Annotated in this window: 10 protein-coding genes; 4 read left to right on the top strand and 6 right to left on the bottom strand. The window is 56.8% G+C overall.

Annotated elements, in window-relative coordinates:
* Positions 1 to 117: 117 nt before the first annotated feature.
* Positions 118 to 2,538 (top strand): glycerol-3-phosphate 1-O-acyltransferase PlsB, encoded by a 2,421-nt coding sequence (gene plsB, locus IAE50_RS12030; RefSeq protein ID WP_042712639.1) that lies wholly within the window; start codon positions 118 to 120, stop codon positions 2,536 to 2,538.
* A gap of 287 nt (positions 2,539 to 2,825) precedes the next feature.
* On the opposite strand, the gene ubiA is transcribed toward plsB, so the two are convergent.
* The 5 genes from ubiA to malK form a co-directional block, all read right to left on the bottom strand.
* Positions 2,826 to 3,698, bottom strand: coding sequence for a 4-hydroxybenzoate octaprenyltransferase (gene ubiA / locus IAE50_RS12025; RefSeq protein ID WP_200134486.1), 873 nt, complete (start codon positions 3,696 to 3,698; stop codon positions 2,826 to 2,828).
* Positions 3,699 to 3,710: 12 nt separating this feature from the next.
* Positions 3,711 to 4,208 (bottom strand): chorismate lyase, encoded by a 498-nt coding sequence (gene ubiC, locus IAE50_RS12020; RefSeq protein ID WP_200580347.1) that lies wholly within the window; start codon positions 4,206 to 4,208, stop codon positions 3,711 to 3,713.
* Positions 4,209 to 4,389: 181 nt separating this feature from the next.
* Positions 4,390 to 5,337: a maltose operon protein MalM gene (malM, locus tag IAE50_RS12015; protein ID WP_200580346.1), complete on the bottom strand. Its 948-nt coding sequence runs from the start codon at positions 5,335 to 5,337 to the stop codon at positions 4,390 to 4,392.
* A 108-nt stretch (positions 5,338 to 5,445) separates the two neighbouring features.
* Complete coding sequence (locus tag IAE50_RS12010) at positions 5,446 to 6,798, bottom strand: maltoporin (RefSeq protein ID WP_200580345.1); 1,353 nt, start codon at positions 6,796 to 6,798, stop codon at positions 5,446 to 5,448.
* Between the two features lie 170 nt (positions 6,799 to 6,968).
* Positions 6,969 to 8,078 carry a maltose/maltodextrin ABC transporter ATP-binding protein MalK gene (gene malK, locus IAE50_RS12005; RefSeq protein ID WP_023478364.1) on the bottom strand — a complete coding sequence of 370 codons (1,110 nt, stop codon included), beginning with the start codon at positions 8,076 to 8,078 and terminating at the stop codon, positions 6,969 to 6,971.
* Positions 8,079 to 8,448: 370 nt separating this feature from the next.
* Here malK and malE point away from each other — a divergent pair, with 370 nt between their 5' ends.
* The 3 genes from malE (at position 8,449) to malG (ending at position 12,213) form a co-directional block, all read left to right on the top strand.
* Positions 8,449 to 9,639, top strand: coding sequence for a maltose/maltodextrin ABC transporter substrate-binding protein MalE (gene malE, locus IAE50_RS12000; RefSeq protein WP_023478521.1), 1,191 nt, complete (start codon positions 8,449 to 8,451; stop codon positions 9,637 to 9,639).
* 124 nt (positions 9,640 to 9,763) lie between these two features.
* Positions 9,764 to 11,308: a maltose ABC transporter permease MalF gene (gene malF, locus IAE50_RS11995; protein WP_200580344.1), complete on the top strand. Its 1,545-nt coding sequence runs from the start codon at positions 9,764 to 9,766 to the stop codon at positions 11,306 to 11,308.
* 14 nt (positions 11,309 to 11,322) lie between these two features.
* Complete coding sequence (gene malG / locus IAE50_RS11990; protein ID WP_023478487.1) at positions 11,323 to 12,213, top strand: maltose ABC transporter permease MalG; 891 nt, start codon at positions 11,323 to 11,325, stop codon at positions 12,211 to 12,213.
* 75 nt (positions 12,214 to 12,288) lie between these two features.
* Here the strand turns inward: malG and psiE are convergent, their stop codons facing one another.
* Positions 12,289 to 12,699, bottom strand: coding sequence for a phosphate-starvation-inducible protein PsiE (gene psiE, locus IAE50_RS11985; RefSeq protein ID WP_023478361.1), 411 nt, complete (start codon positions 12,697 to 12,699; stop codon positions 12,289 to 12,291).
* Positions 12,700 to 12,798 lie beyond the last annotated feature (99 nt).

Raw genomic sequence — 12,798 nt, 5'->3', positions numbered from 1 at the left:
AACTATTAAGCGTCAATGAGTAGTGGTACACGCAGCGGTACCACAGAAATTATGCGTGCTTTCTGATATTCTTGCGGCGCAATGGCACTATTAATAACCAGAGGCTTTACACCCTTTATGTCCGGCTGGCCACGAATTTACTACAAATTACTGAACTTACCATTAAGCGTGCTGGTAAAAAGTAAATCGATCCCCGCAGAACCTGCACAGGAACTGGGGCTCGACACATCACGTCCTATTATGTACGTGCTGCCTTACAACTCAAAGGCAGACTTAATGACCTTGCGCGAGCAGTGCCTGGCGCATGAATTACCCGATCCCCTCGAACCGCTGGAGATCGATGGCGCGCTGCTACCACGCTACGTGTTTATTCACGGCGGCCCGCGCGTATTCACCTATTACACGCCGAAAGAAGAGTCGATCAAACTGTTCCACGACTATCTGGATTTACACCGCAGCCATCCCGATCTGGATGTGCAGATGGTGCCGGTATCGGTGATGTTTGGCCGCTCGCCGGGGCGTGAAAAGGGTGAGGTCAACCCGCCGTTGCGCATGCTCAACGGTATTCAGAAATTCTTCGCTGTTTCGTGGCTTGGCCGCGACAGCTTTGTGCGCTTCTCCCCGCCGGTTTCGCTGCGCCGCATGGCGACCGAACACGGCACGGATAAGATCATCGCGCAGAAACTGGCGCGCGTGGCGCGTATGCACTTCGCCCGCCAGCGTCTGGCCGCCGTTGGCCCACGCCTGCCGGCGCGTCAGGATCTCTTCAATAAGCTGCTGTCGTCGAAAGCGATTGCCCGTGCGGTGGAAGATGAAGCGCGCAGCAAAAAGATCTCCCACGATAAGGCGCAGCAGAACGCTATCGCGCTGATGGAAGAGATTGCCGCTAACTTCTCTTACGAGATGATTCGCCTGACCGACCGTATCCTCGGCTTTACGTGGAACCGGCTCTATCAGGGGATCAACGTGCACAACGCCGAGCGCGTACGCCAGCTGGCGCACGAGGGCCATGAAATTGTCTATGTGCCCTGCCACCGCAGCCACATGGACTACCTGCTGCTCTCCTACGTGCTTTACCACCAGGGCCTGGTGCCGCCGCATATTGCGGCCGGGATCAACCTCAACTTCTGGCCCGCCGGTCCGATTTTCCGCCGCCTTGGCGCCTTCTTTATTCGCCGTACCTTTAAAGGCAACAAGCTTTACTCGACGGTGTTCCGTGAATACCTGGGCGAGCTCTTCAGCCGTGGTTATTCGGTAGAGTATTTCGTTGAGGGCGGCCGCTCGCGCACCGGGCGTCTGCTCGATCCGAAAACCGGTACCCTGTCGATGACCATCCAGGCGATGCTGCGCGGCGGCACGCGCCCGATCACGCTGGTACCGATCTATATCGGTTACGAGCATGTGATGGAGGTCGGCACCTACGCCAAAGAGCTGCGCGGTGCGACGAAAGAGAAAGAGAGCCTGCTGCAGATGGTGCGCGGCCTCAGCAAGCTGCGTAACCTCGGTCAGGGCTATGTGAACTTTGGCGAGCCAATCCCGCTGATGAACTACCTGAACCACCATGTGCCGGAGTGGCGCGAATCGATCGATCCGATTGAAGCGATCCGTCCGGCATGGCTGACGCCGACGGTTAACAGCATCGCCGCCGATCTGATGGTACGCATCAATAATGCCGGTGCGGCAAACGCCATGAACCTCTGCTGTACGGCGCTGCTGGCTTCACGCCAGCGCTCGCTGACGCGCGAGCAGCTCACCGAGCAGCTCAACTGCTACCTTGAGCTGATGCGTAATGTGCCCTACTCCCCGGACTCTACCGCTCCATCCGCCAGCGCCGCCGAGCTTATCGCTCACGCGCTGCAGATGAACAAGTTTGAGGTCGAGAAGGACACCATCGGCGATATCATCATCCTGCCGCGCGAGCAGGCGGTGCTGATGACCTATTACCGCAACAACATTGCGCATATGCTGATGCTGCCGTCGCTGATCGCAGCGATTGTGACCCAGCATCGCGCCATCTCACGCGGTGAAATTCTGCGTCATGTGGAACTGCTCTACCCGATGCTGAAGGCCGAGCTGTTCCTGCGCTGGGAAAATGCAGAGCTGGCTGAGGTGCTGGATAAGCTGATTCAGGAGCTGGTGCGCCAGGGGCTGATTACCCTGAAAGAGGATCTGCTGAGCATCAATCCGGCACACTCACGTACCCTGCAGCTGCTGGCCGCAGGCGCGCGCGAGACGCTGCAGCGTTATGCCATCACCTTCTGGCTGCTGAGCGCCAACCCGGCGATGAACCGCAGTACGCTTGAGAAAGAGAGCCGTACGCTGGCGCAGCGCCTGTCGGTGCTGCACGGCATCAATGCGCCGGAGTTCTTCGATAAAGCGGTCTTCAGCACGCTGGTGCTCACCCTGCGCGACGAGGGTTATATCAGTGATACCGGCGACGCCGATCCGGCACGCACGCTTGGCGTTTACCAGATGCTGGCGGAGCTGATGACATCGGATGTGCGTTTAACGATCGAGAGCGCGACGCAAGCGGAGTAACGGAAGTGCCGGATGGCGCGTAAATGCTTATCCGGCCTACGTGATAATGCTAAACGGTATGCTCATTGCCGGATGGCGCGTAAACGCTTATCCGGCCTGGGTGATAATGCTGAACGGTATGCTCATTGCCGGATGCCGCGCTAACGCTTATCCGGCCTGGGCGGTTTCAGCGGCACCGAACCCGTAGGCCGGATAAGGCGTAGCCGCCATCCGGCACTTCAGCGCATGAGCGCAGCAAATTAGCGCACGAGCCCGTCGATTCAGCGCACAACCCCGACAAATCCGCGCTATAGGTGCAGATAACTCACCGCCAGCCCCAGAAACAGCACCAGACCAACGTAGTTATTATTCAGAAAGGCTTTAAAACAGGCATCGCGTTCACGGTCTGCAATCAACACCTGCTGATAAACAAACAGCGCCCCGGCAACCAGCACGGTGGCGTAATAGATCCACCCCAGCCCGTTCAGCCAGCCGACTGCCGCCATCATCGCCATCACCAGCACCTGCAAAATGCCGATAATCAGCTTGTCGTGACGCCCAAAGAGGATCGCCGTCGACTTGATACCAATCTTCACATCATCGTCGCGATCGACCATCGCATATTCAGTGTCATAGGCCACCGCCCACAGAATGTTGGCGAAGAACATAATCCAGCAACTCAGCGGTACGGACTCGCTCACAGCGGCAAACGCCATCGGTATCGACCAGCCAAACGCCGCGCCCAGCACCACCTGCGGCAGATGCGTATAGCGCTTCATAAACGGGTAGATCCAGGCCAGGCCCAGCGCCGCGACCGAGAGCAGGATCGTCATCAGATTGAGGGTAAGCACCAGCGCAAAAGCCAGCAGCACAAGGATGATAAACAGCCCGCGCGCCTCATTTTCCGTCACCGCGCCGCTCGGCAGAGGACGATTCGCAGTACGCTTTACGTGCCCATCAAACTTACGATCGGCGTAATCATTCACCACACAGCCAGCCGCGCGCATCAGCCAGACGCCAGCGACAAACACTAACAAAATCCACAGCGGCGGTACGCCAGGTGTTGCCACCCACAGCGCCCACAGCGTCGGCCACAGCAGTAACAGCGCACCAATTGGTTTGTCCGTACGCATCAGCCGATGAAAGGCCAACAGTTTAGTTGGCGTGAGACTCCACTCCATTTTCAATTCCTCTTAGTACAGCGGTGACGCGGGCAGAAACAGTTCGGTCAACATCAGCGGTTTACCGCCGAGACGCAGGCGGGAGCGCCGCCCCCATAACTGCTCGTGGCGTCCAATATCAATAAAGTCACGCGTAAGTGTAGAAGAGGTGAAAAGATATCGCCCCAGCGGCGTATTCCCCAGCTTCTGCAGCGCCAGTTCGGGGCCGCTCAGGGTTGACTCGGGCACCACGGTGCGACCGGCAAGCCAGGGCTCTCCGTCGGCGCAGAGCAGAATTTCCCGCAGCCAGTAACAGGCTTCATCGGGCAGATGATCGCGCTCTTCGGCGATCTCATCAGGCGTGACAAACCCCTCACGGATCATCGTAACCGTGACCTTTTTGCCCTGTTGTTCAAAACGTTTGGTCATGGAATCTTCCAGCAACAGCCACTCGAGCAGTTGCGGTTCCAGCGCGGGGATTGCGTCCAGGTAGCGCAGCGCACGCAATTGCGTAAGCGCAGGATGTGACATGCCATACTCTCCGGTACATAACGTCGCAGTAGTGTATCGCAGAACGGATTAGGGAGTGGCGGGAAAGTTTATTCGCTTTTCATCCGTGCAACAGTTGCGCAACAGCGCATCCGCACGGCGGAAAAAAAGGTGCGTCTGGCGACGCACCAGTTACTACAAATATCAACAACGTGGGGAGAGGTTACCCCTTGCCTTTTACACTGCTGATAAAAGTGGCACGGGCAGTTTTCGACCCGAGACGCTCCGCTTCATTCAATAATTTCAGGGCCTTATCGATATCACCCTTCTCAGCCGCCTGTTTGATCGCCCGGTTAAAGTAGCTCTCGGTATCATTGAGCATCGGCTCGCTTTTCGCGGCAGGCGCCGGAGCAGGCGTAGCCACCGGCGCTGGTGCAGGCTGCGTGTTATAGGCTGGTGCGGCGGTGTTGCCGACCGTCACCGCACTCGGTGCCGAGGAGCCAAACAGCGGGCCAACCAGGATGCTTGAGCTGCTGCTGTTTTTCACTTTCAGCTTAACCACGCCATCGGTGATATGGCGGGCAATGGGGTCGGGAATCGAAGGAACCGCGTTGCCCACGCCTTTGGCATAGGCTTTAGCAGGATCGAGCAGGGTTGTGGTTTTTTGCAGATCGCTCTGCGTGGTAAAGACCAGAATGTAGAGTTTCTGCTGGCCCAGCGCGGGCGTCAGCCGCATTACCCCTTCCAGCCGATCGGCGCTCATCACGCCCGGCTCCTGATAGGTAAAGTAGCTACCGGGAAAGTAGGCCGCAGGTGCCATGTTTTGATCGAAAACCAGCACATTTGGCGCGAAAACACCGCTCTCTTTATTAACTTCGCTGGTAAGTGTCAGGGTCAGCTCGCCGATGTTTGCCGGTACGCTAAAGGCGGCAACCGGGCCGGTAATACCGGCAACATTAAGATGCTGGCCGCCAGTAGAGAGCTGTACCGACTGCGTATTACTGGTATCGACAGGCGTCCAGTTAAGCTGCTGTAAAGCTGAGGTTGGGATCGCGGGCGCAGCGGCGGTATTTTGCGGCACGATATTGACATCAGCCAGCGTGATACCCGGTACGCTCGCCAGTAAACCGACGGAGAGGGACAGGGCGATGAGACTTTTTTTCATTTTCATTGTTATCACCTTCAGGATGCAGAACAGCGGTAGCCAGGCAATAGCGCGCTGTTTGTAAGGATCAGAGGGGCTTGCGCCCCTCTTTTGGTCATCAGACTGCTATCAGGCTTACCACCAGATTTCCATCTGAGCGCCGAAGGACCACTCGTCGTTGTCACCGCGACCGAAGGACTGACCGCCGGTTCCATTACGGGTTGCCAGCGAGTAATCGACGTTGTTGCCAGGATTACCGTTGTAGTTGTAGCCCCATTTCTCATCCCATTTCGCGTAGGTTGCGAAGACGCGGATTGCCGGACGGGACCAGATGCTGTCGCCAGCCTGCCACTGTTGCGCGAGGGTGATTTTGTACTGGTTGTTGGTGTCGTTAGTACGCTGGGATTTCACGTTGTCATAGCCAACTTCCAGCAGGGTGCTCATGATCGGCGTCCACTTGTACATTGGGCGCACACCCACGGTCCACCATTTGGTGCCGTTGTTGTTATCCCAGTCGATGTCCTGGTACATACCGACATACATCAGATCCCAGCTATCGCCAAGAGAGATGGCACCGTGGTCGAGAATACGCAGCAGCGAGCCGTTGTTGTTGGTGCTGTAGGCGTTATTCGGGAAGGTGCTGTTGGTATCAATACCGACACCGCTGCCCTGAGAAAGCCCTTTGCCCTGCGAGGTCAGAGCATCAGTTCCGTACTGAACCACAAATTTGTTATAGCCTTTCAGCATGCTCTGAACATGCTCAGCGGTGAACATCCAGCCATCTTTGGTCGCCGTGGCACCATTCAGGTATTCACCATCACGCGTGTTTGCACGACCATAGTCCACACCCAGCTCCAGCGTGCCGCCCGGGTTGACTTCCATCTGGCCTAAACGCACGTCAAAGACGTCGTTGGCGGTTTTTCTGTTGTAATCGTAAATATTGTTGCTGGAGAAGGTGGAAGAACCACCCGCTTCCGTTGAGCGAGTCACGGCGAGAGAGAGTTTACCGAAGCCAAGATCAACGTTTTCCAGACCTGCGCCCGGGCCGGAGATATCCCAGTAGTAGAAGTCGATCATGTGGACGTCATGACGCTGGTAGAAGCGTTTACCTGCCCAGATGGTGGAACCCGGCAGCGCGTCAATCAGGTTTTTACCCTGCACGTTCGCTTCACGGAAGGCAGGATCGGTCGCTTCCCAGTCATTCTGCTGGGCGACGGAATAGGCTACGTTAGTGTCGAAGTAGAAGCTTTTATCGCCCTCTTTCCACACTTCCTGACCGAGTTTTAATTCTGCATAGGTTTCACATTCGTTGCCGAGACGGTATTTGGAGCCCGCACCGGTGGCCTGGAAGCACTGCTGCTCGCCGCCGCTGCCGGTCCAGCCAATGCCGGAACGTGCATAACCTTTAAAATCAACAGCGCCCGCCTGAGCAGACAAAATGCCTGCCGTAATGGCGATTGCCAGAGGAACTTTGCGCAGAGTAATCATCGTTCTATCTCCTGAGAGCTTGCTTTTCTTTTTTTACACGCCCCCGTCCGGCTAACGCTTTGTTGGCTGCCGTATTCACCCATGCGCCTACCTTTGTAGGCTCACAAGTGCATGCCGTTGCCGCCTCGACATCATGCGAATGGCTTTGTGTAATCTCTTTGTGGGGTAGCTTAAACGCCAGGTTCTTTATGCAACCGGCGGCAGGCGGTGCCATCTTCACGGAACAGATGGCAACGCTCCGGCGGTAAGCCGATGGCGAATGTGGCACCCTCTTCTACCAGCACCACGTCGTTCTGGCGGTAGACCAGGTTCTGACGTATTGCGGGGATCTGGATATGAATCTGTGTTTCGTGACCGAGCTGTTCGACGACCTGAACGGTGCCGGAGAGCGTGACATCGGCGATATCGCTGGGCAGCAGATGCTCCGGGCGAATGCCGAGCGACATATTGGCGCCGACCTGCACGTTGGCGCTGTCGACCGGCAGCCATACCTGCTGGCGGTTGGGCAGCTCAACCTGCACCTGCTCAATCGCCGTGGCGGTCACTTTTACCGGCAGGAAGTTCATCTTCGGCGAGCCGATAAAGCCGGCGACAAAGCGATCTGCCGGGTAGTGATAAAGCTCGAGCGGCTTGCCGACCTGCGCCACTCGCCCGGCGTCCAGCACTACGATTTTGTCGGCCAGCGTCATCGCTTCGACCTGATCGTGGGTGACGTAAATCATCGTGCGGCGCAGCCGCTTGTGCAGACGGGAGATCTCAATACGCATCTGCACGCGCAGCGCGGCATCAAGGTTGGAGAGGGGTTCATCGAGCAGAAAAACGCGCGGCTCGGCCACCAGCGTACGGCCAATTGCCACGCGCTGACGCTGACCACCGGAGAGCGCCTTCGGTTTACGCTCCAGCAGATGCCCCAGTTGCAGCACTTCGGAGACCTGGGTGACGCGCGATTTGATCAAATCTTTCTTCGCGCCCGCGAGCGTGAGGCCGAATGACATATTGTCCGCCACCGACAGGTGTGGATAGAGCGCATAGGACTGGAACACCATGCCGATACCGCGCTCAGCGGGCGGCACGTCATTCATGCGGGTATCGCCAATCAGCAGATCGCCGCTGGTAATCGTCTCCAGCCCGGCAATCATGCGCAGCAGCGTTGACTTACCGCAGCCTGACGGGCCGACAAACACGACGAACTCACCTTCGTGAATGTCCAGACTGATATCTCTCGATACCACCACATCGCCCCAGGCTTTCGTGACATTTCGCAGCTGTACGCTCGCCATCCCCATCTCCCTTCGTTACAACCTGATACCAACGGATACATTCAAAGTGGCCTGACTATGGCGTAAGGATTTTTCCGGCGAATCCTCCACCCCCCGCGTTTTTTATGGGGGAGGAGATGGGAGGATGAGACGCGCTGCTCTGCCCCCCCGGCGAGTGGGCGGCGGGTAAATTCGTGACCGGCTTTGCAAAAAACGGCGCATTTTTATGTGCGCTGCGACACATAACGAAAATCCCTGTAACAGAGATCACACAAATCACCCCAGGGGCGTAGGGGTGGGGATGATGAGAAGCGCTTGCCAAAAAAGGAGACTACTCCCGTCAAACCACCTTATGCGTATTTATGAGCACATCATCTAAAGGACGGGATATATGAAAATCAAAACAGGCGCACGCATCCTCGCATTGTCCGCAGTGGCAACGATGATGTTCTCCGCCTCTGCCCTTGCCAAAATCGAAGAAGGTAAGCTGGTTATCTGGATCAACGGCGACAAAGGCTATAACGGCCTGGCTGAAGTGGGTAAAAAATTCGAGAAAGATACCGGCATCAAAGTGACCGTTGAGCATCCGGACAAGCTGGAAGAGAAGTTCCCGCAGGTTGCGGCGACCGGCGACGGCCCGGATATCATCTTCTGGGCGCATGACCGTTTCGGTGGCTACGCACAATCTGGCCTGCTGGCGGAAGTGACGCCGGACAAAGCCTTCCAGGACAAACTGGTTCCCTTCACCTGGGACGCGGTGCGCTACAACGGCAAGCTGATCGCCTACCCGGTTTCTGTAGAATCCCTGTCGCTGATTTATAACAAAGACTTAGTGCCGAACCCGCCGAAAACCTGGGAAGAGATCCCGGCGCTGGATAAAGCGCTGAAGGCGAAAGGCAAGAGCGCGCTGATGTTCAACCTGCAAGAGCCCTACTTCACCTGGCCGCTGATTGCCGCCGATGGGGGTTACGCCTTTAAGTATGAAAACGGCAAATATGATGTGAAAGATGTCGGCGTGGATAACGCGGGCGCGAAAGCCGGTCTCAGCTTCCTGGTGAAACTGATCAAAGACAAGCACATGAATGCCGACACCGATTACTCCATTGCCGAAGCCGCGTTTAACAAAGGCGAAACGGCAATGACCATCAACGGGCCGTGGGCGTGGACCAATATCGACAAGAGTAAGATTAACTACGGCGTCGCGCAGCTGCCGACCTTCAACGGTAAACCGTCGAAAACCTTCGTTGGCGTACTGAGCGCAGGCATCAATGCCGCCAGCCCGAACAAAGAGTTGGCGAAAGAGTTCCTTGAAAACTACCTGCTGACCGATGAAGGCCTGGCGGAAGTGAACAAAGACAAACCGCTCGGTGCGGTAGCGCTGAAATCCTATCAGGATCAGTTAGCGAAAGATCCGCGCATCGCCGCCACCATGGCGAACGCCAAAACCGGTGAAATCATGCCGAATATCCCGCAAATGTCCGCCTTCTGGTACGCCACCCGTACCGCAGTGATCAACGCCGTGACTGGTCGCCAGACCGTAGATGCGGCGCTGAAAGATGCGCAGGGCCGCATCACCAAGTAAGAACGTAACGGCCCTGTTCCTCCCGGAGCAGGGCTAACTGGACAGGCTGTATACACGCCAGATTTCACGCTGCCTCACCAATAACGAAGCGGCGTGAAGAGGGGCGTGTAGAGAGGACACTCCCATGGATGTTGTAAGAAAACGCCACTGGTGGCAAAGCTCGCAGATTGCATGGGCCGCCATCGCCGTGATCGGGCTGCTGGTGGCTTACCTTGTCGTCATGATGTATGCCCAGGGGGAATACCTTTTTGCCATCACCACGCTCGTGCTGAGTTCGGCGGGCCTCTACATTTTTGCCAATCGTAAAGCGTACGCCTGGCGCTATGTCTACCCGGGTCTTGCGGGCATGGGGCTGTTTGTCCTCTTCCCGCTGATTTGCACCATCGCCATCGCCTTTACCAACTACAGCAGTACCAACCAGCTCACCCAGGAGCGCGCGCAGCAGGTGCTGCTCGACCGCTCATATCAGGCGGGCAAAGCCTATAACTTCGGGCTCTATCCGAACGGGGATAAGTGGCAATTAGCGCTGACGGATGGCGAGAGCGACAAACACTATCTCTCCGACGCCTTTAAACCCGGCGGCGAACAGCAGCTGAAGGTTAAAGAGGTCGATGCGCTGCCTGCGGGCGAGCGCGCCAATCTGCGTGTGATTACGCAAAACCGCCAGGGGCTGAACCAGCTCACCGTGGTACTGCCGGATGAGAGCAAAGTGGCGATGAGTTCGCTGCGCCAGTTCTCCGGCACCCGCCCGCTCTATCAGGTTGAGCAGGACGGCACGCTGCTCAATAACCAGAGCGGCGTCAAGTATCGCCCGAACAACCAGACCGGCTTCTACCAGGCGCTTAACGCCGACGGCAGCTGGGGCAGTGAGAAACTGAGCCCCGGTTATACCGTTACTATCGGCTGGGATAACTTCACCCGCGTCTTTACCGATGAGGGTATCCAGAAACCGTTTATCGAGATTTTTATCTGGACGGTGATCTTCTCCATCCTCACCGTGGTGCTGACGGTAGCGGTCGGCATGGTGCTGGCCTGCGTTGTGCAGTGGGAGTCGTTAAAGGGTAAGGCTGTCTACCGGCTGCTGCTGATCCTGCCTTACGCCGTGCCGTCGTTTATCTCGATCCTGATCTTTAAAGGGCTGTTCAACCAGAGCTTTGGTGAGATCAACATGATGCTGAGCGCGCTGTTCGGCATTAAACCGGCGTGGTTTAGCGATCCGAATACCGCCCGCGCGATGGTGGTGATCGTTAACACCTGGCTCGGCTACCCCTACATGATGATCCTCTGCATGGGTCTGCTGAAAGCGATCCCGGAAGATCTCTATGAAGCCTCGGCAATGGATGGCGCCGGGCCGTTACAGAACTTTTTCCGCATCACCTTCCCGCTGCTGATCAAGCCCCTGACGCCGCTGATGATCGCCAGCTTTGCCTTTAACTTTAACAACTTCGTGCTGATCCAGCTGCTGACCAACGGCGGGCCGGATCGCATCGGCACCACCACACCGGCGGGCTATACCGACCTGCTGGTGAGCTACACCTACCGCATCGCCTTTGAAGGCGGCGGCGGCCAGGACTTCGGTCTTGCGGCGGCTATCGCCACGCTGATCTTCCTGCTGGTGGGCGCGCTGGCCATCGTCAATCTGAAAGCCACGCGCATGAAATTCGATTAAGGAGGAGGAAAACTATGGCTATGGTGCAGGCGAAATCGCAAAAGCTGCGGCTCTTTTTCACCCATGCGTTACTGCTGCTGTTTATCGCCGCGATTATGTTCCCGCTGCTGATGGTGATCGCCATTTCACTGCGTGAAGGCAACTTCGCTACCGGCAGCCTGATCCCGGAGCGCATCTCCTGGGAGCACTGGCGGCTGGCGCTGGGCTTTAGCGTTGAGCATGCCGATGGGCGCGTGACGCCGCCGCCCTTCCCGGTGCTGTTATGGCTGTGGAACTCGGTGAAGATCGCCGTGATTACCGCCATCGGCATTGTCGCGCTCTCCACTACCTGCGCCTACGCCTTTGCCCGTATGCGTTTTCGCGGTAAAGCGACGCTGCTGAAAGGGATGCTGATTTTCCAGATGTTCCCGGCGGTGCTGTCGCTGGTGGCGCTCTATGCCCTGTTCGATCGTTTAGGCCAGTACATTCCGTTTATCGGGCTGAATACGCACGGTGGGGTGATCTTCGCCTATCTTGGTGGGATCGCACTGCATGTCTGGACGATCAAGGGGTATTTCGAGACGATCGACAGTTCGCTGGAAGAGGCCGCCTCGCTGGATGGCGCGACCCCATGGCAGGCGTTCCGCCTGGTGCTGCTGCCGCTGTCGGTGCCGATTCTGGCGGTGGTGTTTATTCTGTCGTTTATTGCGGCCATTACCGAAGTGCCGGTCGCCTCGCTGCTGCTGCGCGATGTCGACAGCTACACGCTGGCGGTGGGGATGCAGCAGTATCTCAACCCGCAGAACTACTTATGGGGCGATTTCGCCGCCGCGGCGGTGCTCTCCGCCATCCCGATTACCCTGGTGTTCCTGCTGGCGCAGCGCTGGCTGGTCAATGGCCTGACGGCCGGCGGGGTGAAGGGCTAAATTTCATCGTTGTCATACCCTTGTTGTTATTGCCACTGCACCCTCAATTTCGGCGGCCTGAACAGGCCGCCTTTTTTATTCGCGGCGCAGGCGCTGGGAGTTGCAGATCCACAGCGTGATCACCAGCAGCAGGATCGCCGCCGAGTAGATCAGCACATCCATCGGCGACTGATGATCGATGATGATCAACCGCACAATCGCCGTAATGCCGATATAGACAAAGTAGCGCAGCGGGAAGTGAAGCCCGGACTGAAAATACTTCACAATCAAGGCGATAAATTCGAAGTAGAGGAAGTAGACCACCAGCCCTTCGACCAGCTCATATTTGCTGGTTTGTACCGGCGCGAAGAGCGCAATGGCCAGATGCAGCGTCTCTTTGCCCAAAAAAACAATCAGGATAATACCCAGCGCCAGCAGACCCAGGCTGAGTATGCCCTGCAAAATAGTTGAAACAAACGCCACCCGCGGGTGATTAAGCGACGACATAACAGCACCTCATTATTGTTAGAAGATCCTCTGTATATCGCGTAAATGTGATCTTGATCTACTTTTTTTACTTAGATTATGTGACAGCCCGTGATGAGA

The sequence above is a fragment of the Kosakonia sp. S42 genome, assembly GCF_016624785.1.
Taxonomy (GTDB): domain Bacteria; phylum Pseudomonadota; class Gammaproteobacteria; order Enterobacterales; family Enterobacteriaceae; genus Kosakonia; species Kosakonia cowanii.
Note: the sequence above shows the minus strand (reverse complement) of the source record. Positions and strands in the feature narration are given on the sequence as shown.

What these genes read in the sequence shown, in the direction of transcription:
- plsB (WP_042712639.1), top strand. Translation starts at nt 118, where the DNA reads ATGTCCGGCTGGCCACGAATTTACTACAAATTACTGAACTTACCATTA.
- ubiA (WP_200134486.1), bottom strand. Translation starts at nt 3,698, where the DNA reads ATGGAGTGGAGTCTCACGCCAACTAAACTGTTGGCCTTTCATCGGCTG.
- ubiC (WP_200580347.1), bottom strand. Translation starts at nt 4,208, where the DNA reads ATGTCACATCCTGCGCTTACGCAATTGCGTGCGCTGCGCTACCTGGAC.
- malM (WP_200580346.1), bottom strand. Translation starts at nt 5,337, where the DNA reads ATGAAAATGAAAAAAAGTCTCATCGCCCTGTCCCTCTCCGTCGGTTTA.
- IAE50_RS12010 (WP_200580345.1), bottom strand. Translation starts at nt 6,798, where the DNA reads ATGATTACTCTGCGCAAAGTTCCTCTGGCAATCGCCATTACGGCAGGC.
- malK (WP_023478364.1), bottom strand. Translation starts at nt 8,078, where the DNA reads ATGGCGAGCGTACAGCTGCGAAATGTCACGAAAGCCTGGGGCGATGTG.
- malE (WP_023478521.1), top strand. Translation starts at nt 8,449, where the DNA reads ATGAAAATCAAAACAGGCGCACGCATCCTCGCATTGTCCGCAGTGGCA.
- malF (WP_200580344.1), top strand. Translation starts at nt 9,764, where the DNA reads ATGGATGTTGTAAGAAAACGCCACTGGTGGCAAAGCTCGCAGATTGCA.
- malG (WP_023478487.1), top strand. Translation starts at nt 11,323, where the DNA reads ATGGCTATGGTGCAGGCGAAATCGCAAAAGCTGCGGCTCTTTTTCACC.
- psiE (WP_023478361.1), bottom strand. Translation starts at nt 12,699, where the DNA reads ATGTCGTCGCTTAATCACCCGCGGGTGGCGTTTGTTTCAACTATTTTG.